Origin of the sequence: Rubrivivax rivuli (assembly GCF_004016505.1) — a bacterium.
GTDB lineage: Bacteria > Pseudomonadota > Gammaproteobacteria > Burkholderiales > Burkholderiaceae_C > Rubrivivax > Rubrivivax rivuli.
The window spans coordinates 301,532-324,795 of the sequence record NZ_SACR01000001.1 but is presented as its reverse complement, the minus strand read 5'-3'; the positions used below and the strand labels follow the sequence as shown (position 1 = coordinate 324,795).

At 70.4% G+C, this 23,264-nt stretch carries 17 protein-coding genes; 10 read left to right on the top strand and 7 right to left on the bottom strand.

Annotated features, from left to right (window positions below; translation table 11 throughout):
* Position 1 precedes the first annotated feature (1 nt).
* The 5 genes from EOE66_RS01370 to EOE66_RS01350 form a co-directional block, all read right to left on the bottom strand.
* On the bottom strand, positions 2-1,993 hold the full coding sequence (locus EOE66_RS01370; protein WP_128226890.1) for a putative bifunctional diguanylate cyclase/phosphodiesterase: 1,992 nt from the start codon (positions 1,991-1,993) through the stop codon (positions 2-4).
* A 21-nt stretch (positions 1,994-2,014) separates the two neighbouring features.
* Positions 2,015-2,635 (bottom strand): glutathione S-transferase family protein, encoded by a 621-nt coding sequence (locus EOE66_RS01365; RefSeq protein ID WP_128226889.1) that lies wholly within the window; start codon positions 2,633-2,635, stop codon positions 2,015-2,017.
* A 217-nt stretch (positions 2,636-2,852) separates the two neighbouring features.
* The gene (locus EOE66_RS01360) at positions 2,853-4,514 is read right to left on the bottom strand and encodes an ABC transporter ATP-binding protein (RefSeq protein WP_128226888.1); all 1,662 of its coding nucleotides are present in this window, start codon (positions 4,512-4,514) and stop codon (positions 2,853-2,855) included.
* A gap of 10 nt (positions 4,515-4,524) precedes the next feature.
* The gene (locus EOE66_RS01355) at positions 4,525-5,595 is read right to left on the bottom strand and encodes an ABC transporter permease (protein WP_164884952.1); all 1,071 of its coding nucleotides are present in this window, start codon (positions 5,593-5,595) and stop codon (positions 4,525-4,527) included.
* 12 nt (positions 5,596-5,607) lie between these two features.
* Entirely contained in the window at positions 5,608-6,546 is a 939-nt protein-coding gene (locus EOE66_RS01350) for an ABC transporter permease (RefSeq protein WP_128226887.1), read from the bottom strand.
* Between the two features lie 201 nt (positions 6,547-6,747).
* On the opposite strand from EOE66_RS01350, the gene EOE66_RS01345 reads away from it, so the two are divergent.
* The 6 genes from EOE66_RS01345 to EOE66_RS01320 all read left to right on the top strand — a co-directional run bounded on the left by EOE66_RS01345 (position 6,748) and on the right by EOE66_RS01320 (position 18,070).
* Positions 6,748-8,556 (top strand): ABC transporter substrate-binding protein, encoded by a 1,809-nt coding sequence (locus EOE66_RS01345; protein WP_245478857.1) that lies wholly within the window; start codon positions 6,748-6,750, stop codon positions 8,554-8,556.
* Between the two features lie 63 nt (positions 8,557-8,619).
* Complete coding sequence (locus EOE66_RS01340; protein ID WP_128226886.1) at positions 8,620-10,491, top strand: ABC transporter substrate-binding protein; 1,872 nt, start codon at positions 8,620-8,622, stop codon at positions 10,489-10,491.
* A complete protein-coding gene (locus EOE66_RS01335; protein ID WP_128226885.1) occupies positions 10,488-12,329 on the top strand; it encodes an ABC transporter substrate-binding protein in 1,842 nt (613 codons plus the stop codon). The genes EOE66_RS01340 and EOE66_RS01335 overlap by 4 nt, the downstream gene beginning before the upstream one ends.
* Before the next feature lie 10 nt (positions 12,330-12,339).
* Positions 12,340-14,145, top strand: a complete 1,806-nt coding sequence (locus EOE66_RS01330) for an ABC transporter substrate-binding protein (protein ID WP_245478856.1) — start codon at positions 12,340-12,342, stop codon at positions 14,143-14,145.
* Positions 14,142-16,031: an ABC transporter substrate-binding protein gene (locus tag EOE66_RS01325; protein ID WP_128226883.1), complete on the top strand. Its 1,890-nt coding sequence runs from the start codon at positions 14,142-14,144 to the stop codon at positions 16,029-16,031. The genes EOE66_RS01330 and EOE66_RS01325 overlap by 4 nt, the downstream gene beginning before the upstream one ends.
* A complete protein-coding gene (locus tag EOE66_RS01320; RefSeq protein ID WP_128226882.1) occupies positions 16,028-18,070 on the top strand; it encodes an acetoacetate--CoA ligase in 2,043 nt (680 codons plus the stop codon). Before EOE66_RS01325 ends, EOE66_RS01320 begins: the two co-directional genes overlap by 4 nt.
* 24 nt (positions 18,071-18,094) lie before the next feature.
* On the opposite strand, the gene EOE66_RS01315 is transcribed toward EOE66_RS01320, so the two are convergent.
* Both EOE66_RS01315 and EOE66_RS01310 read right to left on the bottom strand, forming a co-directional pair.
* On the bottom strand, positions 18,095-18,715 hold the full coding sequence (locus EOE66_RS01315) for an OmpA family protein (protein ID WP_128226881.1): 621 nt from the start codon (positions 18,713-18,715) through the stop codon (positions 18,095-18,097).
* A gap of 73 nt (positions 18,716-18,788) precedes the next feature.
* Positions 18,789-19,238 (bottom strand): hypothetical protein, encoded by a 450-nt coding sequence (locus tag EOE66_RS01310; protein ID WP_128226880.1) that lies wholly within the window; start codon positions 19,236-19,238, stop codon positions 18,789-18,791.
* Positions 19,239-19,451: 213 nt separating this feature from the next.
* On the opposite strand from EOE66_RS01310, the gene EOE66_RS01305 reads away from it, so the two are divergent.
* The 4 genes from EOE66_RS01305 to EOE66_RS21905 all read left to right on the top strand — a co-directional run bounded on the left by EOE66_RS01305 (position 19,452) and on the right by EOE66_RS21905 (position 23,263).
* Positions 19,452-20,171, top strand: coding sequence for a response regulator transcription factor (locus EOE66_RS01305; protein WP_128226879.1), 720 nt, complete (start codon positions 19,452-19,454; stop codon positions 20,169-20,171).
* Positions 20,172-21,998 carry a sensor histidine kinase gene (locus tag EOE66_RS01300; protein WP_128226878.1) on the top strand — a complete coding sequence of 609 codons (1,827 nt, stop codon included), beginning with the start codon at positions 20,172-20,174 and terminating at the stop codon, positions 21,996-21,998.
* Between the two features lie 108 nt (positions 21,999-22,106).
* On the top strand, positions 22,107-22,616 hold the full coding sequence (locus EOE66_RS01295; RefSeq protein WP_128226877.1) for a hypothetical protein: 510 nt from the start codon (positions 22,107-22,109) through the stop codon (positions 22,614-22,616).
* 137 nt (positions 22,617-22,753) lie between these two features.
* Positions 22,754-23,263, top strand: a complete 510-nt coding sequence (locus EOE66_RS21905; protein ID WP_205702606.1) for an OmpA family protein — start codon at positions 22,754-22,756, stop codon at positions 23,261-23,263.
* Position 23,264 lies beyond the last annotated feature (1 nt).

Here is a 23,264-nt window from a genome sequence, read left to right as displayed (position 1 = left end):
TTCAGCGCGCTGCCAGCAGCGCCCCGAAATCCGCCACTGGCAGCGGGCGCGCGAACAGGTAGCCCTGGCAGAACTCGATGCCCTGGGCGCGCACCCAGGCCAGTTGTTCCTGCGTCTCGACGCCCTCGGCCACCACGCGCAGGCGCATCAGCCGCGCCATCGAGACGATCAGCTCGGCCAGCGCGCGGTTGTTCTGCAGGCCCTGGATGAAGGTCTTGTCGATCTTGAGCGTGTCGATGGGGAAGCGCTGCAGGTAGGCCAGGTTCGAGTAACCGGTGCCGAAGTCGTCGAGCGCCAGGCCGAGATGCAGGTCTTGCAGTGACTGGAAGAGCGCCAGCAGTTCGTTGTCCTGCCCCAGCAGCATGCTCTCGGTGATTTCCAGCTGCAGCTGGCGCGGGTCGGCGCCGGAGGCGCGCAGCGCCGCAGCCAGGTCGGAGAGCAGTTCGGCGCCACGCAGCTGGCGTGCCGAGAGGTTCACTGCGATGCGCAGCACATGCCCCGCCTGCGCCCAGGCCACCTGCTGGTGCGCGGCGCTGCTGAAGACCAGCGCACCGAGGCGGCGGATGAGGCCCGTGCTTTCGCACAGCGGGATGAAGACATCGGGCGCCACCAGCCCGCGCTGCGGGTGGCGCCAGCGCACCAGCGCCTCGGCGCCGACGATGCGGCCGCTGAGCGCTTCGACGATGGGCTGGTAGTGCACCTCGAACTCGCGGCGCTCGAAGGCCAGGCGCAGCTCGGCCTCCAGCGCCGTGCGGCCTTCCACGGCATCGGCCATGGCGGCGTCGTAGTAGGCCAGGGCGTTGCGCCCGCCTTCCTTGGCCGAGTACATGGCCAGGTCGGCATTGCGCATCAGCGTCTGCACGTCGCTGCCGTGCTGCGGGTACAGCGCCACGCCGATGCTGGCGGTGACGTGCAGGTCGCGCCCGCCCAAGTGCACCGGCTCGGCCACGGCGCGTGTCAGGCGCAGGCGCACGCGTTCGATCTCGCTGCGGATGTCGGAGGCCACCATGAGGATGAGGAACTCGTCGCCGCCCAGCCGTGCCACGAGATCGCTGCCGCGCACGGCGCCGCGCAGGCGGCGCGACACCTCGATCAGCAGCGCGTCGCCCGCGGCGTGGCCCAGGGTGTCGTTGACGTCCTTGAAGTGGTCGAGGTCGATGAAGATCAGCGCCGCTTGCTGCTGCGCGTCGCGGATGGCGCCCAGCACCATCTCGAAACGCTGCGTCAGGTGGCTGCGGTTGGGCAGGCCGGTGAGCGCGTCGTGCAGCGCCATGTACTGCGCCTGCGCCTCGGTGCGCTTGATGGCGCTGACGTCGACCTCGCTGACCAGCAGCGCCGCCTGGCCGGTGACGGCGTCCTTGCAGCGCCGCGCCGAGATCTCGTGCCAGCGCGGGCCGGTTTCGGTGTGCACCGCCAGCGTCTGCGTGGCCATGCCTTCGCTGGCCAGCGCCGCCAGCAGCGAGGCGTGGCTGCGCGTGTCGACGATGCGCTCGGCCAGCTTCTCGTCGAGGCGGCGCACCGAGGCCCTGGCTGCGGGGTTGCGGTACAGCGGCCGGCCGTCTTCGCCGAAGAGCGTGATCATCACCGGCGTGTGCAGCAGCGCCTCCACCGAGCGCAGCGATTCGGGCTCTTCCACGGCCTGCTCGCGCCCTTCGCAGAGCATGGCCATGCGGCCGTCGTCCAGCCGGTGCCCGCTCATGCGCACCGTCAGCGACACCGGCTTGCCACCGGGGTAGAGCGTCCACTGCTCGTTGAAGGTCGCGCCCTGGCTGATGAAGTCGCTCTGGTACTGGGCCAGGCGGCGGGCCACCGATTCCGACATGTCGGCACCCATGTCGCGTGCGCACAGTTCGGCTAGCGAAGGCGCGCTCCAGATGTGCAGCGCGGCGTTGTTCGACCAGTGCACGCGGCGCAGGTCGATGTCGAAGATCCACACCGGGTGGTGCAGCAGGTTCAGCGCGGCGTAGCGGGCCTCGCGGGGCTGCAGGTCCATGTTCGGGTGGGCTTTGCGGGCTCAGTGGGCCAGCAGTTCACCGATGTCGGTGTAGCCCGGCGTGCTGCGCACGCGCTGCATCCAGGCCTGCACCGCGGGGTAGCGTTCGAGATCGAAGCCGCCCTCGCCGGCCAGGTGGGTGTAGCCGTACACGGCCACGTCGGCCACGCTGTAGCCGTGGTCGGTGATGAAGGCGCGGTGCGTGAGGTGCTGTTCCAGCACGCCCAGGCCGCGGTGGCCGGCTTCCAGCCAGCGCGGGATGTCGGCGGCGTGCGCCTCGCGCTGTGCCGGCACGATGTGCGTGAAGAAGCGGGCTGGCGAGATGTTCGGCTCCAGCGCCGTTTGCTCGAAGATCATCCACTGCAGCGCCTGCGCGCGGCTGACCGCGTCGGCCGGCATCAGCGGCGTGCCTTCGGCCGCCCACCAGGCGATGGCGTTGCTCTGGCCGATGCCGCGGCCATCTTCCAGCACCAGGTAGGGCACCTGGCCCAGCGGGTTGATGGCCAGGAACTCGGGGCGGCGGCTTTCACCGGCCAGCACATCCAGGAACTTCAGCGTGGCACTGCGGCCGGTCTGGCGCAGCACCAGCGCCGGCTTGAAGCTGTTGCCCGAACCGCGGGTGAGGTACAGCGTGGCAGGCATCAGCAGGCTCCCAACGAAGGGCTCGGGCCGGCGGCGAAGCGCCGGCTGCGGCCACCGTGGCCGCCCTGGGTCTCTCGGCACGGCAGCGGCCCGTGTTGAGCGGGTGCGCCTGCGCGAGAGCGGCAGGTGGCGAATATGACACGGATGTGCCCCGTGTCCGCCGGCCCTTGGAGGGATGGGCGGCGCCTTTGGGGCCTGGCGGCACGGCGCCGCGCACTCAGGCGGCGGCGGTGTACCCGCGCGGAATGGCCGCCAGCAGCCGCTTGGTGTAGTCCTCTTTCGGCGCCGCCAGGATCTGCTCGGCGCTGGCCTGCTCCACCACCACGCCGTCCTTCATCACCAGCACTTCGTCGCTGATGAAGCGCACCACCGCGAGGTCGTGGCTGATGAAGACGTAGCTCAGCCCGAACTCGTCCTGCAGGTCCTTCAGCAGGTTCAGCACCTGGGCCTGCACGGAGACGTCGAGCGCGCTCACCGCCTCATCCAGCACCAGCACCTCGGGGTTCAGCGTCAGGCAGCGCGCGATGGCCACGCGCTGGCGCTGGCCGCCGCTGAATTCGTGCGGGTACTTGCCGAAGGCGCGGCCGTCCAGGCCCACCTTCTCCAGCAGCGTGCGGGCGCGCTGTTCACGCTCGGCCAGGTCTTTGCCGATGCCGTGGATGACCATGGGCTCCACCAGCGTCTGGCCGATGGTGAAGCGCGGGTTCAGGCTGGCGTAGGGGTTCTGGAACACCACCTGGATGCGGCGGCGCATCGGCAGGCGTTCGCTGTCGCTCAGCTTGAGCAGGTTCTGGCCGTCGAAGATGACTTCGCCGCCCGTGGGCTCGTGCAGGCGCAGGAGCGTGAGGCCCATGGTCGTCTTGCCCGAGCCCGATTCGCCCACCACGCCCAGGGTGTGGCCCTTCTTGAGCTTGAAGTTGACGTTCTGCACCGCCTTGAACTCGCGCTTGCCGAACAGGCCCTGCTTGAGCCAGAAGCTCTTGGCCAGGCCGCGCACTTCCAGCACCACGGGGGCGTTCGGGTCCTTGGCCTTGCCGTGCTGCTGCGAGGCTTTGCCGGCGATGTGGTCGTCGATCACCATCAGCCGCGCCGGGTTGCCTTCCAGGCTGGGGCGGCAGGCGAGCAGGGCGCGTGTGTAGTCGTCCTTCGGGGCTTCGAAGATCACGCTGCTGGCGCCCTGTTCGCGGACCAGGCCGTGGCGCATCACCACCACGTGCTGGGCGAGTTCGCCCACCAGCCCGAGATCGTGGCTGATGAACAGCACGCTCATGCGGTGCTTGTCCTGCAGCTTGCGCAGCAGCTCGATGATCTGGCGCTGGATGGTCACGTCCAGCGCGGTGGTGGGCTCGTCGGCGATCAGCAGCTTGGGCTCGCAGGCCAGGGCCATGGCGATCATCACGCGCTGCTGCTGGCCGCCGCTCATCTCGTGCGGGTAGCTGTTCAGGCGGCGCTTGGGCTCGGGGATACCCACCTCGCCCAGCAGTTCTTCGGCGCGCACCAGCGCCTGCTTGCGACTCAGGCCCAGGTGGCGCATCAGCGGTTCGCAGAGCTGCTGGCCGACGTTGAACACCGGGTTCAGCGAGCTCATCGGGTCCTGGAAGACGCAGGCGATGTCCTTGCCGCGCATGGCCTGCAGCTCGGGCAGGCTGGCCTGCAGCAGGTCTTTGCCTTGCCACAGCACGCGGCCCTGGCGCACGGCGTTTTCCGGCAGCAGGTTCAGGATGGACATGGCGGTGACGCTCTTGCCCGAGCCCGATTCACCCACCAGCGCGACGGTGGTGTTCTCGGGCACGTCGAAGCTCACGCCCTTGACGGCCTCCGCCAGGACGCCCTTGCCCATGCGGAAGCTGACCTTCAGGTCTTGGATGCTCAGCAGCATGTTCTTGTCCTTATTCCAGGCCGCGGAGTTTCGGGTCGAGCGCGTCGCGCAGCGCGTCGGCCATCAGCGAGAAGGCGGTGACAAAAACCGCCATGAAGAGCGTGGCCGCGGCCAGCTGCCACCAATGGCCCAGCAGCAGCTCGGCCTGGCTTTCAGCGAGCATGGTGCCCCACGAAACTTGGTCCACCCGCACGCCCAGGCCCAGGTAGCTCAGGATGACCTCGGCCTTGATGAAGGCCACCACCATCAGGCCCATGCGCACCAGCACCACGTGGCTGATGTTGGGCAGGATGTGGCGGAACATGCGGCTCATGCGCGTGGCGCCGATGGCCTCGGCACTGCGCACGTACTCGCGGCTGCTGTGCTTGATGAACTCGGCGCGCACCTGGCGGTACATGCCCGTCCAGCCGGTGAGCGCGAGGATGATCACCACGCTCTCCACGCCCCGGCCCACCACCGCCGCGAAGGCGAAGATCAGCAGGATGTTGGGGATGCTCTCGAAGACGTTGTAGAGCCACTCCAGCAGGTCGCCGATCTTGCCGCCGAAGAAGCCGCCGAAGGCGCCCAGCAGCACGCCGATGGTGGTGGCCACCACCGCCGCAGCCAGGCCCACGAAGACGCTGATCTCGGTGCCCTTGATGGTCTTCTCCAGCACGTCGCGGCCCAGGCGGTCGCCGCCCAGCGGCAGCGTCTGCGCCTTCACGGTCTCGGTGGTCTGGAACTGCTTGGCGCGTTCTTCCCACTCCTTGTAGCGCGGGGCCAGCGGGTCGATGTCGGAGAGGTCGACGTTGGGGCCGGTGGGCACCTCGATGGCGCCTGCGGCCTGCGGCGGCTTCGGGCCCAGGAAGGTGGGCGGCGCGTTGGGCACGCCCACCTCGGTCTGCCAGCCCTTGGCGACCAGCCCGGAGTAGCTGAGCACGATCAGCAGCAGGAAGCCCAGCACCACCAGCATGGAGGCCAGGCCCACGCGGTCGGCCTTGAAGCGGCGCCACGCGGCGGCCCAGACGCCTTCGCTCTTCTGCAGCGCGTCGTCCATCGAGGCCGCGCTGCCCAGGGCAGCGGATTTGACAGCGGAGTTCATCTTGGCGGCCCCTTACTTCAGCACGACCCGTGGGTCGGCGACCTTGTAGGCCAGGTCGGTGAGCAGGTTGATGAACATCGTCAACACGGCGAGATAGATGGTCACGGCCTGGATCACGGGGAAATCGCTGCGGTTCACGGCCAGCAGCACCTCGCGCCCGATGCCGGGGATGGAGAAGAAGACCTCGATCAGGAAGCTGCCGACGAAGATGCCCGGCAGCAGCAAGCCGATGTTGGTGAGGATGGGGATGGTGGCGTTGCGCAGCACGTGGCGGAACAGCACCGTGTTCTCGGTCAGGCCCTTGGCGCGCGCGGTGCGCACGTAGTCCTGCCCCAGCTCATCGAGGAAGAAGCTGCGGTACAGGCGGGTCTGCGGCGCCAGGCTCACCAGCAGCGCCAGGAACACCGGCAGCGGCACGTAGGTGCTGAGGTTGGTGAGCGTGCTGTCGCTCCAGCCCTGCACCGGGAACCAGCCGAGCTGGAAGCCGAACAGGTACTGGCCCACGATGACGTAGACCAGGAAGCTGATCGACAGCGCCACGGTCGTCACCACCGTCAGCGTGCGGTCGGTCAGGCTGCCGCGGCGGTAGGCCACCCACATGGCGATGGGGATGGCCAGCGTCACTTCAAGAATGAGGATGGGCACCATCACCGTCAGCGTGGCCGGCAGCCGCGTGGCGAAGAGGTTGCTCACGGCCTCGTTGGTGGCCCAGCTCTTGCCCCAGTCGAAGGTGACGATCTGCTTGACGAAGATCCACAGCTGCACCCAGACCGGCTCGTCCAGGCCCAGGGTCTGGCGGATCGCCTTGATCTGGTCGGGGCTGGCATTCAAGCCGCCCAGCACCTCGGCCGGGTCGCCGCCGAAGTACTTGAAGAGGAAAAACACCAGCAGCACCACGCCTGCCAGCGTGGGAATCATCTGCCACAGGCGGCGTATCAGATAGGCAGCCATTGAAAAGGATCTCCGTGGGCAGCCGCACTCGTGGCGGGCCACCCGGTTTTTGGGATGCGCGAGTGTAGGGGGGCCCCCGAGGGCTTTCCGCCGGTGATTTCCCCCCCGGTATGCGGGTGATCGCCAGCAAGCGGCGTGCCCGGGCACCCCTAGACTTCGCGCTTTTCTTCGAGGCCCCCTGCGGGCCCCGCGCACCCGTCCATGCTGCTACGCCCGATCTCTGCCTGCGGGGCCGCCGTGCTGGTCTTCTGGATGGCACTGTGTGCCGCCGGGCCGGCCAGTGCGCAGGCGGCGGCCGCGCCGAAGGTGCTGCGCGTGACTTTCCTGGCCAGCGAATCGGGTTTCGACCCGCCGCAGATCAGCGACGTCGTCAGTGCCGCCATCGTCACCAGCCTCTTCGACGCGCCGCTGACCTACGACTACCTGGCCCGGCCCGCGCGCCTGAAGCCCAACACCGCCGTGGGCCTGCCCGAGGTCCACGACAACCACACGCGTTTCGTCTTCACGCTGCGCCCTGGGGTGTTCTTCACCGATCACCCGGCCTTCCAGGGCCGCCCGCGCGAGCTGGTGGCGGCCGACTACGTCTACAGCATCAAGCGCTACTTCGACCCGCTCACGCGCAGCCCCACCATGTTCCAGTGGGAGAACGTCGGCCTGCTGGGCCTGAGCGAGCTGCGCAAGCAGGCGCTGGCGACGAAAAAGCCCTTCGACTACGACACCGAGGTGCCCGGCATCCGCGCGCTCGACCGTTATCGTTTCGAGGTGCGCGTGGCCCAGCCGGCGCCGCGCCTGCCCTACCTGTTCGCCACGCCGGCGGTCAGCGGCGCGGTGGCGCGCGAGGTCATCGAGGCCCACCCCGGCGACACCATGCGCCACCCCGTGGGCACGGGGCCGTTCAAGTTGGGGCGCTGGGTGCGCAGTTCGCGCATCGAACTGGAGCGCAACCCGCTGCACCAGCACAGCGTGCACGACGAGCAGCCCAACGCCGACGACGCCGCTGGCCAGGCCATTGCGCGGCAGATGCGCGGGCGCAAGCTGCCCATGGTGGACCGCGTGGAGGTGGCCATCATCGAAGAGGCCCAGCCGCGCTGGCTGGCCTTCCTGAACGGCGAGCTCGACATCCTCTGGGTGCCGCCCGAGTTCATCACGCGCGCCGCGCCCAACAACCTCCTCGCGCCCAACCTGGCCAAGCAGGGCGTGCAGATGCGGCAGCTGGTCATGCCCATCACGCGCCACGTCTACTTCGGCATGGAGCACCCGATGGTGGGCGGCCTCACGCCCGAGAAGGTGGCGCTGCGCCGCGCGGTGGGCCTGGCCTACGACGTGCAGCGCGAGATCGACCTCGTGCGCCACGGGCAGATGGTGCCGGCCCAATCGCCCATCCCCCCGGGCGTGAGCGGCTACGACCCGAAGCTGCGCTCGGAGATGGGCACGCACGACCCGGCGCGCGCCAAGGCGCTGCTCGACCTCTACGGTTACATCGACCGCGACGGCGACGGCTGGCGCGAGAACCCCGACGGCAGCCCGCTGCAGCTGGAGCTGACCACCGAGCCCACGCAGCTGGCGCGGCAGTTGCAGGGTCTGTGGCAGAAATCGCTGAAGGCGGTGGGCGTGAAGATCAGCTTCCGCATCGGCGCCTGGCCCGAGAACATCAAGGCCAGCCGCGCCGGCAAGCTGATGATGTGGACCACCGGCTGGAGCGCGGCCATCCCCGACGGCACCTACTTCATGGACCTGCTCTACGGCCCAAACAAGGGCCAGTCCAACGCCTCGCGCTTCAACCTGCCGGCCTTCAACACGCTGCACGAGCGCCAGCGGCAGCTGCCCGACGGCCCCGAGCGCGACGCCCTGATCCAGCAAGGCATGAAAATCGCGTTGGCCTACATGCCCTACAAGGCCAGCGGCCACGACATCCAGACCTGGGTGATGCAGCCCCGCGTGCAGGGCTACATGCCCCACCCGTTCATGCGCGATTTCTGGCGCCACGTCGACCTGACGCCGGCCCCCTGAACCGCGCGGCCCGGCCCGAGCGACACTCGGCCGGCTGCCGCGCAGACGATGCGAGAGACACCGATGAAGACCCCCGTGAAGTCCTTGATCTCCGGCCTGGCCCCCGTCCTGGTGCTGGCCATCGCCGCCCTGGCCTTGCCGGCTGCGCAGGCCCAGACCGCGGCGCCTGCGGCCAGCGCCGCGCCGGCCGGCGCGAAAAAGATCATCCGCTACGCCTTCCGCATTGCCGAGACCAGCTTCGACCCGGCGCAGATCACCGACCTCTACTCGCGCACGGTGGCTGCCGGCATCTACGACGCGCCCTACGAGTGGAGCTTCCTCGCCAAGCCCATGCAGATGCGCCCGGCCACCGCCGCGGCCCTGCCCGAGATCAGCGACGACTTCAAGACCTTCACCATCCGCATCAAGCCGGGCATCTACTTCGCCGACGACCCGGCTTTCAAGGGCCAGAAGCGCGAGCTCACCGCGGAAGACTACGTCTACAGCCTCAAGCGCCACTACGACCCGCGCTGGAAGAGCGGCAACCTCTACATCCTGGAGAACGCCAAGATCCTGGGCCTGAGCGAACTGCGCAAGAAACTCATCGCCGAGAAGAAGCCCTTCGACTACGACACGCCCGTCGAAGGCCTGAAGGCGCTGGACCGCTACACCTTCCAGATCAAGCTGGCCGAGCCCGCGCCGCGCTTCATCAGCAGCAACTTCACCGACGGCTCCTTCACCGGCGCGCTGGCGCGCGAGGTGGTGGAGTTCTACGGCGACAAGATCGGCGAGCACCCCGTGGGCACCGGCCCCTACCGGCTGGCGCAGTGGAAGCGCAGCTCGCGCATCGTGCTGGCTCGGAACCCGAACTTCCGCGAGGTCTACTACAACGAGACCGCGCCCGAGGGCAACGCCCGGCTGCAGGCCATCGCCACCAAGCTCAAGGGCCAGCGCCTGCCCATGGTGGACGAGGTGCACATCTCCATCATCGAGGAGAACCAGCCGCGCTGGCTGGCCTTCCTGAACGAAGAGCACGACCTGATGGAAGAGATGCCGGCCGACTTCGCCGGCAGCGTCATCCCCAACAACCAGCTGGCGCCCATCTACGCCAAGCGCGGCATGCAGATGGTGCGCTACCCGCGCGCCGACGTGGCGGTGTCGTACTTCGGCATGGAGAACCCGGTGGTGGGCGGCTACGAGCCGCACAAGGTGGCGCTGCGCCGCGCCATCAGCCTGGCGGTGGACGTGGACCGCGAGATCCGCCTCGTGCGCCGCGGCCAGGCCATCCCGAGCCAAGGACCGATTGCGCCCGAGACCAGCGCCTACAACCCCAAGCTCAAGACCGTGATGAGCGACTACAGCCTGGCCCAGGCCAAGGCGCTGCTCGACCTGCACGGCTACGTCGACAAGAACGGTGACGGCTGGCGCGACCAGCCCGATGGCAGCCCGCTGGTGCTGCAGTACGCCACCCAGCCCGACCAGCAGAGCCGCCAGCTCATCGAGCAGTGGAACCGCAACATGAAGGCGATCAACATCAAGATCGAATTCAGCGCGGCGAAGTGGCCCGAGAACCTGAAGAGCAGCCGCGCCGGCAAGCTGATGATGTGGGGCGTGGGCTGGAGCGGTGGCCCTGACAGCGACACCTTCCTGGCGCTGGGCTATGGCCCGAACAAGGGCCAGGCCAACCACGCGCGCTTCGACCTGCCGGCCTTCAACAAGCTCTACGAGCAGCAGCGCGGCATGCCCGACGGCCCCGAGCGTTTTGCCGTGATGGCCGACGCCGCGCGCCTGATGGTGGCCTACATGCCCTACAAGGTGCACGTGCACCGCATCTTCACCGACATCGCCCAGCCCTGGGTGGTGGGCTACCACCGCAACATCTTCGTGCGCGATTTCTGGAAGTACGTCGACGTCGACCTCGAGGCCTTCAGCCGTTCCAAGGGGGCGGCGCAATGAAGCGGCGCGACACCCTGGGTGCCGGCCTGGGTGCGGCACTGGGCCTGCACGGCGTGGCGAACGCGCAGGCCACCGCAGCCGAGGCGGCCGCGTCTGCGGCCGCTGCGGGCGAACGCGTGCTGCGCTATGCCTTCCAGATCGCCGAAACCGGCTTCGACCCGCCGGCGCTCAGCGACATCTACTCGCGCATCGTCACCTCGCACATCTTCGAGGCCTTCTACGGCTACGACCACCTCGCCCGGCCGCCCAAGGTGGTGCCGCTGGTGGCGCAGGCATTGCCCGAGATCAGCCCCGACTTCAAGGTCTGGACGGTGAAGATCCGCCCGGGCATCTTCTTTGCCGACGACCCGGTCTTCAAGGGCCAGAAACGCGAGCTCACGGCCGAAGACTTCGTCTACACCTACAAGCGTTTCGCCGACCCGGCCAACAAGAGCCCGGCCTGGAGCACGGTGGAAGACGCCAAGATCATCGGCCTGGACATGCTGCACAAGCAGGCCCTGGCCACGAAGAAGCCCTTCGACTACGACGCGCCCATCGAGGGCCTGCGCGCGCTGGACCGCTACACCGTGCAGTTCAAGCTGGCCGAATCGCGCCCGCGCTTCATGGAGGTCCTCACCGCCAGCGACCTGCTGGGCGCGCAGGCGCGCGAGGTGGTGGAGTTCTACGGCGACAAGATCAGCGCCCACCCGGTGGGCACCGGGCCTTTCCGCCTCAGCAGCTGGCGGCGTTCTTCGCAGATCGTGCTCACGCGCAACCCGGGCTACCGTGAGCGCGTCTGGGAGGCCCAGCCCGCCGCCAACGACGCCGAGGGCCAGGCCATCGCCGCCAAGCTGCGCGGCCGCAAGCTGCCGCTGATCGACCGCGTGGAGATCAGCATCGTCGAGGAGAACCAGCCGCGCTGGCTGTCCTTCCTGCAGGGCCAGGCGAACTTCATCGAACGCGTGCCGGGCGAGTTCATCAACGCTGCCATGCCGGGCGGCAAGACGGCGCCCAACCTGCTGAAGCAGGGCATCCGCGGCCAGCGTGTGCTGGTCACAGACGTCGTGATGACCTACTTCAACATGGAAGACCCGGTCATCGGCGGCTACACGCCCGAGAAGGTGGCGCTGCGCCGGGCCATCAGCCTGGCGGTGGACCTGGAGCGCGAGATCCGCATCGTGCGCCGCGGCATGGGCATCCCGGCGCAGAGCCCGGTCATCCCCTACACCTCGGGCTACGACCCGCAGTTCAAGAGCGAGAACAGCGAATACAACCCGGCCAAGGCCAAGGCGCTGCTCGACCTCTTCGGCTACGTCGACAAGAACGGCGACGGCTGGCGCGAACTGCCCGACGGCAGCCCGCTCGTGCTGCAGTCGGCCACCCAGCCCGACCAGCAGAGCCGCCAGCTCAACGAGCTGTGGCAGAAGAACATGAATGCCATCGGCCTGAAGATCGAGTTCAAGCCCGCGAAGTGGCCCGAGAACCTGAAGGCCGCACGCGCCGGCAAGCTGCAGATGTGGGGCGTGGCTTCTTCGGCGGCCGGGGGCGACGGGCAGGGCATCCTCGAGCGCTACTACAGCCCCTCGGCCGGCCAGGGCAACCTGGCGCGCTTCAAGCTGCCGGCCTTCGATGCCGTGTTCGACAAGCTCACCGAACTGCCCGACGGCCCCGAGCGCGAGGCCCTGTTCAAGCAGGCCAAGAAACTGGCCGTGGCCTACGTGCCCTACAAGCTGCACTGCCACCGTTTCGTGGCCGACATGATGTACGCCGATGTCTTCGGCTACCGCCGCCCGGCCTACTGGAACGAGTGGTGGCACATGGTGGACATCGAGCCGCGGGCCGCGGCGAAACGCACTTGAGGCCCTGCGCGTGAAGCGGCGGCAGACGCTGGCGCTGGGGCTCTCGGCCGGCCTGGCCACTGGCCTGGGCGCGGCCTTCGCCCCGGCTGCAGCCCAAGGCACGGCCCGTGTGCTGCGCTACGCCTTCCAGGTGGCCGAGACCGGCTTCGACCCGGCGCAGATCAGCGACACCTACTCGCGCACCGTCACGGCCCACCTCTTCGAGGCGCTCTACGCCTTCGACCACCTCGCGCGCCCTGCGAAGCTGGTGCCGCTGACGGCCGAAGACCACCCGCTGGTGGAGAACGACTACCGGCGCTGGACGGTGAAGATCCGCCCCGGCATCTACTTCGCCGACGACCCGGCCTTCAAAGGGCAGAAGCGCGAGCTGGTGGCCGCCGACGTGGTCTACAGCTTCAAGCGCTTCGCCGACCCGGCGGTGAAGAGCCCCTTCTGGGCCAGCATCGAGGACCTGAAGTTCCTCGGCCTGGCCGCGCTGCGCCAGCAGGCGCTGAAGAGCAAGCAGCCCTTCAGCTACGACACGCCCATCGAGGGCCTGCGCGCGCTCGACCGCTACACGGTGCAGTTCAACCTGGAAGAGCCGCGCCCGCGTTTCCAGGACACGCTGGCGGTGAGCGACCTCTACGGCAGCGTGGCGCGCGAGGTGGTGGAGTTCTACAAGGACAAGATCGCCGAGCACCCGGTGGGCACCGGGCCCTTCCGGCTGGCAAGCTGGCGGCGTTCGTCACGCATCGTGCTGGCGCGCAACCCCAACTACCGCGAGCGCCTGTGGGACGCCCAGCCCGCGCCCGACGATGCCGAAGGCCAGGCCATCGCCGCCAAGCTGCGCGGCCGCCGCGTGCCCCTGCTCGACCGCGTGGAGATCAGCATCATCGAAGAAAGCCAGCCGCGCTGGCTGTCCTTCCTGAACGGCGAGGCCGACCTGCTCGACCGCGTGCCGGCGGAGTTCATCGACATGGCCATGCCCGGCGGCGTGATCGCGCCCAACCTGGCCAAGCGGGGCGTGCGCGGCCGCCGGGTGCTGACCTCCGACATCGTCATGACCTTCTACAACATGGACGACCCGGTGATCGGCGGCCTCGCGCCCGAGAAGGTGGCGTTGCGCCGTGCGCTGAACCTGGCTGTCGACCTCGACCGTGAGATCCGCCTCGTGCGCCGCGGCATGGCCATCCCGGCGCAGAGCCCGGTGATGCCGCACCTGAGCGGCTACGACCCGGCCTTCAAGAGCGAGAACAGCGACTACGACCCGGCGCGCGCCCGTGCGCTGCTCGACCTGTACGGCTATGTCGACCGCGACGGCGACGGCTGGCGCGAGCTGCCCGATGGCCGGCCGCTGGTGCTGCAGTACGCCACGCAGCCCGACCAGCAGAACCGCCAGCTCAACGAACTCTGGCAGCGCAACATGGACGCCATCGGCGTGCGCATCGAGTTCAAGATCGCCAAGTGGCCCGAGAACCTGAAGGCCGCGCGCGCCGGCAAGCTGCAGATGTGGGGCGTGGCCTCGGCCGCCACGGGCGGCGACGGCATGGGCATGCTCACGCGCTACTACGGCCCGCAGGCCGGTCTGCAGAACCTGGCGCGCTTCCGCCTGCCGGCCTTCGACGCCATCCACGAACGCATGGCGCAGATCCCCGACGGCCCCGAGCGCCTGGCGCTCTTCGATCGGGCCAAGCGCCTGGCCGTGGCCTACGCGCCCTACAAGCTGCACTGCCACCGCTACCAGGCCGACCTCATGGCGCCGGGCCTGGTGGGCTACCGCCGCCCGGCCTTCTGGAACACCTGGTGGCACCTGGTGGACATGGAGCCCCGGGCATGAAGCGCCGCGGCCTCATCACGGGCCCGGCCGCGCTGGCCGCGGCCACGGCGCTGCAAGGCGCGCTGCCCAGCGTGGCGCGCGCCACCGTGGCGGCCAAGACGCTGCGCGTGGCCTTCGACTTCGCCGAGACCGGCTTCGACCCGCCGCGGGTGGGCGACCAGTCGTCGATCCGCGTCATCTCGCACATCTTCGAAGGCCTGCTGGCCTACGACCCGCTGGCCCGGCCCGGCGTGCTGGTGCCGCAGACGGCCGAGGCGCTGCCCGAGGCCAGCGCCGACTTCAAGCGTTTCGTGTTCACGCTCAAGCGCGGCATCTACTTCGCCGACGACTCGGCCTTCAAGGGCCAGCCGCGCGAGCTGGTGGCCGCCGACTACGTCTACGCCTTCAAGCGCTTCTACGACCCGGCCATCCGCACCGAGCACCTTTACCTGTTCGAGAACGAGAAGATCCTCGGCCTGAGCGAGCTGCGCGCCGCGGCGCTGAAGAACAAGACGCCCTTCCCCTACGACGTGGAAGTGCCGGGCCTGCGCGTGCTCGACCGCTACCGGCTCGAGTTCGTGCTCGCCGCGCCGTCGCCGCGGTTCGCCCAGCTGCTGGCCGGGTGGATGACCGGGGCCGTCGCGCGCGAGGTGGTGGAAACCTACGCCGACGACCTGATGGCCCACCCCGTGGGCACCGGCCCCTTCCGCCTGGCGCAGTGGCGCCGCGCCTCGCGCATCGTGCTGGAGCGCAACCCGCGCTTCCGCGAGCAGGTGTTCCACACGGTGGGCGCCGGCCCTGGGCTGGAGCCGCTGGCCCGGCAGCTGGCCGGCATGCGCGCGCCGCGCATCGACCGCGTGGAGATCGACATCATCGAAGAGAGCCAGCCGCGCTGGCTCGCCTTCCTGAATGGCGACCACGACGTGCTCACCGTGCCGCGCGACCTGGGCGGCCTGGCCCTGCCGGGGGGCAAGCTGGCGCCTTTCCTGGCGCGGCAGGGCATCACCGCCGAGCAGCAGGTCAACGGCGTGGCCCACACCTTCATCAACCACGACGACCCCATCGTCGGCGGCAACGCGCCCGAGCGTGTGGCGCTGCGCCGTGCGGTGATGCTGGCCTTCGACAGCGCCGAGGAGCTGCGCATCGTGCTCAACGGCCTGGGCCTGCCCGCGCAGAGCATGCTGCCGCCGGGCACCTATGGGCACGAGCCCGAGCTGCGCAGCGAGTTCGGCCAGTCCAGCGCCTCGCGCGCCCGCGCCTTGCTCGACATGTACGGCTACACCGACCAGAACGGCGACGGCTGGCGTGAGCTGCCCGACGGCAAGCCCCTGGTGCTGCGCATCGCCTTCACGCCCGACCGCCGTGCGCGCGCCAGCAGCGAGCTGTGGTTCAAACGGCTGAAGGCCGTGGGCCTGCGGGTGCAGATCGAGATCGCGCCCTTCGGTGAACTCATCCGCCGCTCGCTGGCCGGGCAGGTGATGATGTGGGGCTTCATCTGGAGCGGCCAGGTCGACGGCGACTTTTTCCTCGGCCTGGCCTACGGCCCCAACAGCGGCCAGAGCAACGACGCGCGCTTCAAGCTGCCCGCTTTCGACCGCCTTTACGAGCGCCAGCGCGTGCTGCCCGACGGGCCCGAGCGCCTGGCACTGATGCACGCCGCCAACCGGCTGATGCTGGCCTACGTGCCCTATATCGCGCATTACCACCCGCTGATGACCGAGCTGCGCCGGCCGCACGTCACCGGCCCCTTCCGCCACCCCTACAACGGCGATTGGTACCGTTGGGTGAGCGTGGAGCCCCCAAGCTCGCTGGCGCTCGCTACCCCCCGAGGGGGCCGTCCGCCAGCGGCCTGGCAAAGCCAGTTCCGCGGCGGGAAGCTTGATCCTTCTTCCTCGGACCCGGCATGACCCTGCCGCCGCCCCGCCTGCATGACTACCAGCAATGGCTGCAGGCCACGCGCGGCCTGCGCTCCGACAGTTACGAGGCGCTGTGGCAGTGGTCGGTGAGCGACCTGGCGGGCTTCTGGCAATCGCTGTGGGATTACTTCGACCTGCGGTCGCCCACGCCGCACCGCTGCGTGCTGGAAGCGCCGGTGATGCCCGGTGCGGTGTGGTTCCCGGGTGCGCAGCTGAACTACGCGCAGCAGGTGCTGCGCCATGCCGATGCGGCGCACGCCGCGGGGCACCCGGCGCTGGTGTTCCAGAACGAGCGCCTGGCAGCGCCTGTTGAAACCTCGTGGCCCGAGCTGCAGTGCCAGGTGGCCGTGCTGGCCACGCGCTTGCAGGGCCTGGGCGTGCAGCGCGGCGACCGTGTGGTCGCCTGGCTGCCCAACACGCCGCACACCATCGTGGCCTTCCTCGCCTGCGCGAGCCTGGGCGCGATCTGGAGCGTCTGCAGCCCCGACATGGGCCCCGTGGCCGTGCTCGACCGCTTCTGCCAGATCGAGCCGAAGGTGCTGTTCGCGGTGGATGGCCAGGTCTGGGGCGGCGTCACGCACGACCGCCGCGCGGTGCTGCGCGAGATCCTCGCCGGCCTGCCCACGCTGCAGCACCTGGTGCTGGTGGCCGATGTGGACCCCCACGCCCGCGCGGCCGATTTCCAGGCCGATCTGCAGGCACAGGACGCCCGGGCCCACGACTGGCCCGCGCTGCTGCAAGGCGATGCGCCTGCGGGCTGGGCACCGGCCTGGCTGCCCTTCGACCACCCGCTGTGGATCGTCTATTCCAGCGGCACCACCGGGTTGCCGAAGCCCATCGTGCACGGCCACGGCGGCATCGTGCTCGAGGCGCTGAAGGGCGGCTTGCACAACGACGTCTTCCCCAGCGTGCAGACGGGCGAACGCTTCTTCTGGTTCAGCAGCACCGGCTGGATCATGTGGAACGCGCAGCTCGGCGCGCTGCTGGGCGGCACCACCATCTGCCTCTTCGACGGCAACCCCGGCGGGCCGTCGAAATCACCCCACTGGGGCACGCTCTGGCGCTTTGCCGGCGCGGCCGGCGTCACCTGGTTCGGCAGCGGCGCGGCTTTCTACGCCAGTTGCCTGAAGGCGGGTGTGGTGCCGCAGCAGCAGGCCGATCTGTCGCGCCTGCGCGCCGTGGGCAGCACGGGCAGCCCGCTGTCGGAAGACGGCTACCGCTGGATCTGGGAACAGATGCCGCAGGTGGGCGGCGCGCCGATCTGGCTCAACCCCATCAGCGGCGGCACCGATTTCGCCGGCGCGTTCGTCGCCGGCCACCGCGGCCTGCCCGTGACCCTGGGCGAGATGCAGGTGCGCTGCCTGGGCGCCGCCGTGCAGGCCTACAGCGAAGACGGCCAGCCGCTGATGGGCGAGGTGGGCGAGCTGGTGTGCACGCAGCCCATGCCCTCGATGCCGCTCTTCTTCTGGAAGGACGAAGGCGGCCGGCGCTACCGCGACAGTTACTTCGACATGTTCGACGGCCGCGATGGCAAGCCTGTGGCCTGGCGCCACGGCGACTGGATCCGCCTCGTGCCCCACCCCGAAAGCGGCTCGGTGGGCGCGGTGATCTACGGCCGCAGCGACGCCACCATCAACCGCCACGGCGTGCGCATGGGCACGGCCGAGCTCTACCGCGCGGTGGAGGCCCTGCCCGAGGTGCTGGACAGCCTGGTGGTGGACCTGGAGTACCTGGGCCGCGAAAGCTGGATGCCGTTGTTCGTGGTGCTGCGCGAAGGTCTGGTGCTGGACGAGGCGCTGACGCAGCGGCTGAAGCAGGCCATCCGCGTGGCGCTCTCGGCGCGCCACGTGCCCAACGAGGTGTTCCAGGTGGCGGCCGTGCCGCGCACGCTCTCGGGCAAGAAGATGGAGCTGCCGGTGAAGAAGCTGCTGCTCGGCGCCGCGCCCGAGCAGGTGCTCAAGCGCGATGCGATGGCCAACGCCGAGAGCATCGACTGGTTCGTGGCCTTCGCGCAGGCCCGCGCGGGCTGAGCCTGCCCGCCGCGCTGGCGGGCTTCAGCCGGGCTGCGCGACGATGGTCACGCGGCGGTTCTCGGGTGCGGCCGGGTCGCTGGGATTCATCAGCGCGCTGCTGCCCTTGCCCACCGCATTCACGCGCTCTGCGGCCAGGCCGTGGGCCGTGGTGAGGTAGGTGCGCACGCTCTCGGCGCGCGCCTGGCTGAGCTTGAGGTTGAGCTCTTCGCTGCCGCGCGGGTCGGCGTGGCCTTCGATGGTGAACTTGACGGCGGCGAGCTTGTCGCTCTTCATCGCGGCGGCCAGCACGTCCAGCGCGCTCTTGGCGCCGGCGGTGAGGTCGGCCGAGTTGGTGACGAAGGTGACCAGGATGGAAGCCCGTGCCGGTTGCGCCGCCGCCGCGGCCGTGCCCGCTGCGGCCGCCGCCGGGCGCAAGGCCGGGCGGAAGCTGCGGGTGCGCACGCCCGACGCGGCCCCGTCGGCCGGCTGGGCCGCGTCTTGAGCCGCCGCGGGGGCAGCCGGCGTCAGCGCGTCGATCAGGGCCTGCTGGGTGACCTGGCCCTCGCGCAGCACTTTCTCGGGCGCCTTGTCCTGTGCGAGGACGGTGCCGGTGGCGAGCAGGGCGGCCAGGGCCAGGGTGGTGAGGCGGGCGGTGAGCTTCATGGCGTTCTTTCCGGGGTTGGGTGGCCGGGGCGCAGCGGCTGTATCCGAATGCTACGCCCAGCGGCGGGGTGATTCACGCGCCGCGTTGCGGCTTGGCGAGGGTCTTCAGTGCGAAACGGCCGTCGGTCTGGAAGAGCCAGGCTTCGATCAGGCCCTCTTCGCGCAGCATCTGCTGGGCCTTGGGCGTGAGGCCCACCGGCGCCGGCAGCTGCGCCACCGAGGCGATGGCGGCCTGCGTCATCTCGGGCTGCTCGGGGTTGTCGCGGAAGACCTCGGCGCGCCACTGGTTCTGCTCGTCGAGCTTGATGCGCAGCACCACCACGGCGCGCAGCAGCGGCTGTGGGCGGTCGTTGTGCACCTTGCCGGCCGAGTGCTGGTACACGGCACGTGCGAAGTCGGCCTTGACCTGGTCGGCGCTCTGGGCCTGGGCCTGGCCGCACCAGGAGCCCAGCAGCAGGGCGGCGGCCAGGGTGGCGGTGGCGGCCAGGGGGCTGACGGTGCGGTTGTTGTTGCGGTTCATCATGGTGCGGTCCTCGGTGTCGGGTGGCGGTTGCGGGGCTGTTGTTCAGGCGCCGCTGGTGTGGCGGCATGGGCTGTATTGCGCCCGAAGCGGCGCCCCCTGAACAGGAGACCAAGGTATACGGGCCCGCTGGCCCGCCGCCGTTTCGGCGTGATACCTTGCTGATCCGCCGGCCGCGTGCCGAGCGCCTACCACCGAGGCCGCCGCCCAGCCCCCATGAACAGCCCCACGAACCCCGCCGGATCGGTACTTCTCGCCGACGACCACGGCCTCGTGCGCCACGGCCTGCAGCTGCTGATCGCCGAGGTGATGCCGCAGCTGCGCGTGCAGCTGGCCGGCTCGCTGGCCGAAACGCTGCAGGCGTTGCAAACCTCGGGCCGTTTTGACCTCGTGTTACTCGACCTGACGCTTTCCGACGTGCACGGCCTGGCCGGGCTGCACCGGCTGCGCGAAGACTTCCCCTACGTGCCGGTGGTCATCCTCAGCGCGCAGGACGACCGCGACACCGTGCTGGCCGCGCTGGACGGTGGTGCCATGGGCTTCATCAGCAAGGCCGCCTCGCCCGCCGAGCTGAAGGATGCGCTGCTGCATGTGCTGGTGGAGCACCGCATCCACCTGCCGCAGTCGGTGAGCGGTGGCATGGCCGCACTGCCGTCCATGGGGGCCGACGGCGGCGGCGGGCGTGCGCTGGCCGAGCTGTCGGCACTGGGCCTCACGGAACGCCAGATCGAGGTGCTGGGCTACGTGGTGCAAGGCTTGCGCAACAAGGAGATCGCGCGCCTGCTCGACCGCAGCGAGGTGGTGGTGAAGAAGCACGTCACCGCCACGCTGCAGGCCCTGGGCGCGCCCAACCGCACCAAGCTGCTGGTGCTGCTGAGCCAGCGCGGCTACCGCGTGCCCTCGATGCGCGCCGGGGCCGCCCCGGCCGACGACTGAATGCAGCCGGGCGACGCCGCCAGCATCAGCGAACAGCTGCCGCGGCGGCGCCGGCGCCTGGGCCTGGCGCTGGTGGGACTGGGCGTGCTGGCGCTGGCCGCTCAGGCCTGGCTGGAGTGGCTGCTGCCCTACGACCTGGCGGCGCTGGAGGCCCTGCGCCGCCTGAGCGGCCTGCCCACCCTCACGCCGGCGCAGCTGGTGTGGGCCTGGGCGCTGCTGTGCGCGCTGCTGCTGTGGGGCCTGGCCCGCGCGCGTGCCGCCTCGCTGCTCGAGACGCAGGGCCTGGCCGTGCTGTGCGGCCTGGCGCTGGGCTCGGCGCACGGCACTGCCGGCGGGCCGGCGGCCTCTTCGGCCGTGCTGCTGCTGGTGGGCGTGGCCAGCCTGGGCTGGCAGGCGCTGCGCGAAGGCGGGCTCACGCTGCTGGCCGCCACGGCGGTGGCGGTGGCGGCCTGGGACGCTGCGCTGTCGAACTTCCCCACGCTGTGGCTGGCCGCCCTGGTGCTGGGGCTGATGTTCGTGTGGATCGACCGCATGCACATCCGCGCGAACGACCGGCGCCTGTTCAGCGCGCTGGCCGAGCGCGATGCCCTCATCACACGGTTGGACCAGCGCGGCGAGCAGCTCACCGCGCTGCAGGGCGCGCGCACACGGTTGCTGGCGAGCATCAGCCACGACCTGCGCCAGCCGCTGCAGGCCGTGCGCCTGTTTGCCGAGGCGCTGCAGGCGCGCAGCGAACCCGGCGACACGCAGGCCGAGCAGCGCCGCACCGACCTGCTGCGCCAGCAGATGCGCGCGGCCGACGATGCCGTGGCCATGCTCGACCAGTTCAGCGAGTTCAGCGCCATCGAGCAGGGCGCGCTGCAGTCGCACCCGCAGTGGGTGGACGTGCGCGATGTGCTCGACGGCGTGGCCGCCAGCCTGCAGGCCACGCACCCGCGCGAGCAGCTCAGCCTCACGGTGCACGGCGCGCGCCAGTGGCTGCACACCGACCGCACCCAGCTCGCGCGCCTGGTGCAGAACCTCGCCGGCAACGCGGTGCGCTACAGCCTCGGCGCCCGGCCCGGTGAGCGCGCACGCGTGGTGCTGGCGGTGCGGCCGCACAGCTTCGGCAGCGGCGAGCGGGGCCGCGCGCAAGGCCTGGCCATCGACATCGTCGACAACGGCCGCGGCATCCCGGCCGACAAGCTGGAGGCCATCTTCGAGCCTTATGTGCAGCTGGAGGCTGGCAGCGCCGGCGCCTCGCGCGGCGGCCGCGGCCTGGGGCTGGCCATCGTGCGCGGCCTCGCGGCGCAGCTGGGGCTGCAGCTCGCGCCGGTGCGTTCGCGCGTGGGGCACGGCACGCGCTTCCGCGTGCTGGTGCCGGCCGATCAGCGCCGCGCCGAGCCGGTGCAGACCGAGGCCGATGGCGGCCCCGACACCGTGCCGGGCGAAGACCCGGCGCGCCTGGACGGCTGGCTGCTGGCGCTGCTGGACGACGAGGCCGGCCCGCGCGCCGCGCTGCAGGCCGCGCTGGAGGGCGTGGGCGCCACGCTGGTGAGCGCGGCCACGCTGGCGCAGCTGCAGGCGGCGCTGGACGCCGAGCCGCGCTTCCCTGACGCGCTGGTCTTCGACCTCGACCTGGGTGCCGGCCAGCCCGACGGCCTGGCCGCCGTGGCGGCGCTGCGCGAGGCCTGGGAGCTCAACTTGCCGGCAGTCATCGTCACCGGCCGCATCGCCGCCATGGGCACGGTGCCCCTGCCGCCGCGTTGCACGGTGCTGGCCAAGCCGGTGCCGCTGGTGACGCTGGTCGCCACGCTGCGCCGCATGGCGCCCGGCGAGGCGGCCTGAAATCGCGGGTTGGGTATCCCAAGGGATCATGCCCACGGCGGCGGTGCCGGCGCGAGAATGCGGCTCAGCATCGCAAACCGCGCCCGCCGCGGCCCCGAGGACCCATCGATGAACACCCCCTTGCGCATCGGCATCGCCTGCCTCGCCCTGTGGATGGCGGCCCTGCAGGCCCGCGCCCAGGCTGCCTCCGAAGGCTTCGACCTCATCACCGCCACCGAGGCGCGCGATGAGGCACAGGCCCAGGCCAGCACGCCCCTGGCACCGATGACGCCGCGCACACGCAGCCTGCCGGTGCCCAGGCCCAACCAGCCGGTGATCCAGGTGGTGGCACCCAACGCGCCCGGCGAGGCCGTTCCAGCGCCGGTGCGCATCCAGCTGGCCTTCAAGCCGGCACCGGGCACACGCATCGTGCCTTCCACCTTCCGCGTGCTCTACGGCCTGCTGAAGATCGACCTCACCGAGCGCCTGCGCAAGCACGCCACCGTCACCGAAGAAGGCGTGGTGGTCGACCGGGCGCAGGTGCCCGCGGGCCAGCACCGCTTGATCCTGCAGGTGGCCGACGACCAGGGCAACACCGCCGAACAGGAACTGCGCCTGCGGGTCGGGGGCGCGTCGTGAAGCCCGCGCGCGCGGCCGGCGCCCTGGCTGCAGGCGTCTTGCTCGGCGCGCTGGCCGCAGCGCCAGGGGCCAGCGTTGCGGCCCAGCCCGCACCTGCCGCGGCGGCCAGCCCAGCGGCCGCACCTGACACGAAAGAGATGATCGATGCCCTGATGCCCAGCCAGACGCGCAGCCTGCGCAACCTGGTGGTGCGCCAGCGCACCGAGGCCGCGTCGGCCCCGGCCCAGGTGCCCCTGCCTGCGCCCGCCCCGGTGGCGGTGGCGGCTTCGGCTGCGCCGGCCGCGCCTGCCAACACGACCCCAGGCGAGGCCCCGAGCCTGGCCCTGGCCATCCAGTTCGAGCCGAACTCGTCGCGTGTGCGGCCTGCCAGCGGCGCGGTGCTGGGCTCGCTGGTGGCGGCCATGCAGTCGCCCGAGCTGAAGGCCAGCCGCTTCATCATCGAAGGCCATGCCGATGGACGGGGCGCCGCCGAGCACAACCTGCGCCTCTCGCAGGAGCGTGCCGACGAAGTGCGGCTCTACCTCGTGGCCCTGGGGGTGCACCCCTCCCGCCTGCGCGCCGTGGGCAAGGGCGCGAGCGCGCCCGTGCGGCCCGGCGAGCCCGCCGCCGCCGAGAACCGGCGCGTGCGCGTGGTGACGGTGGAGTGAG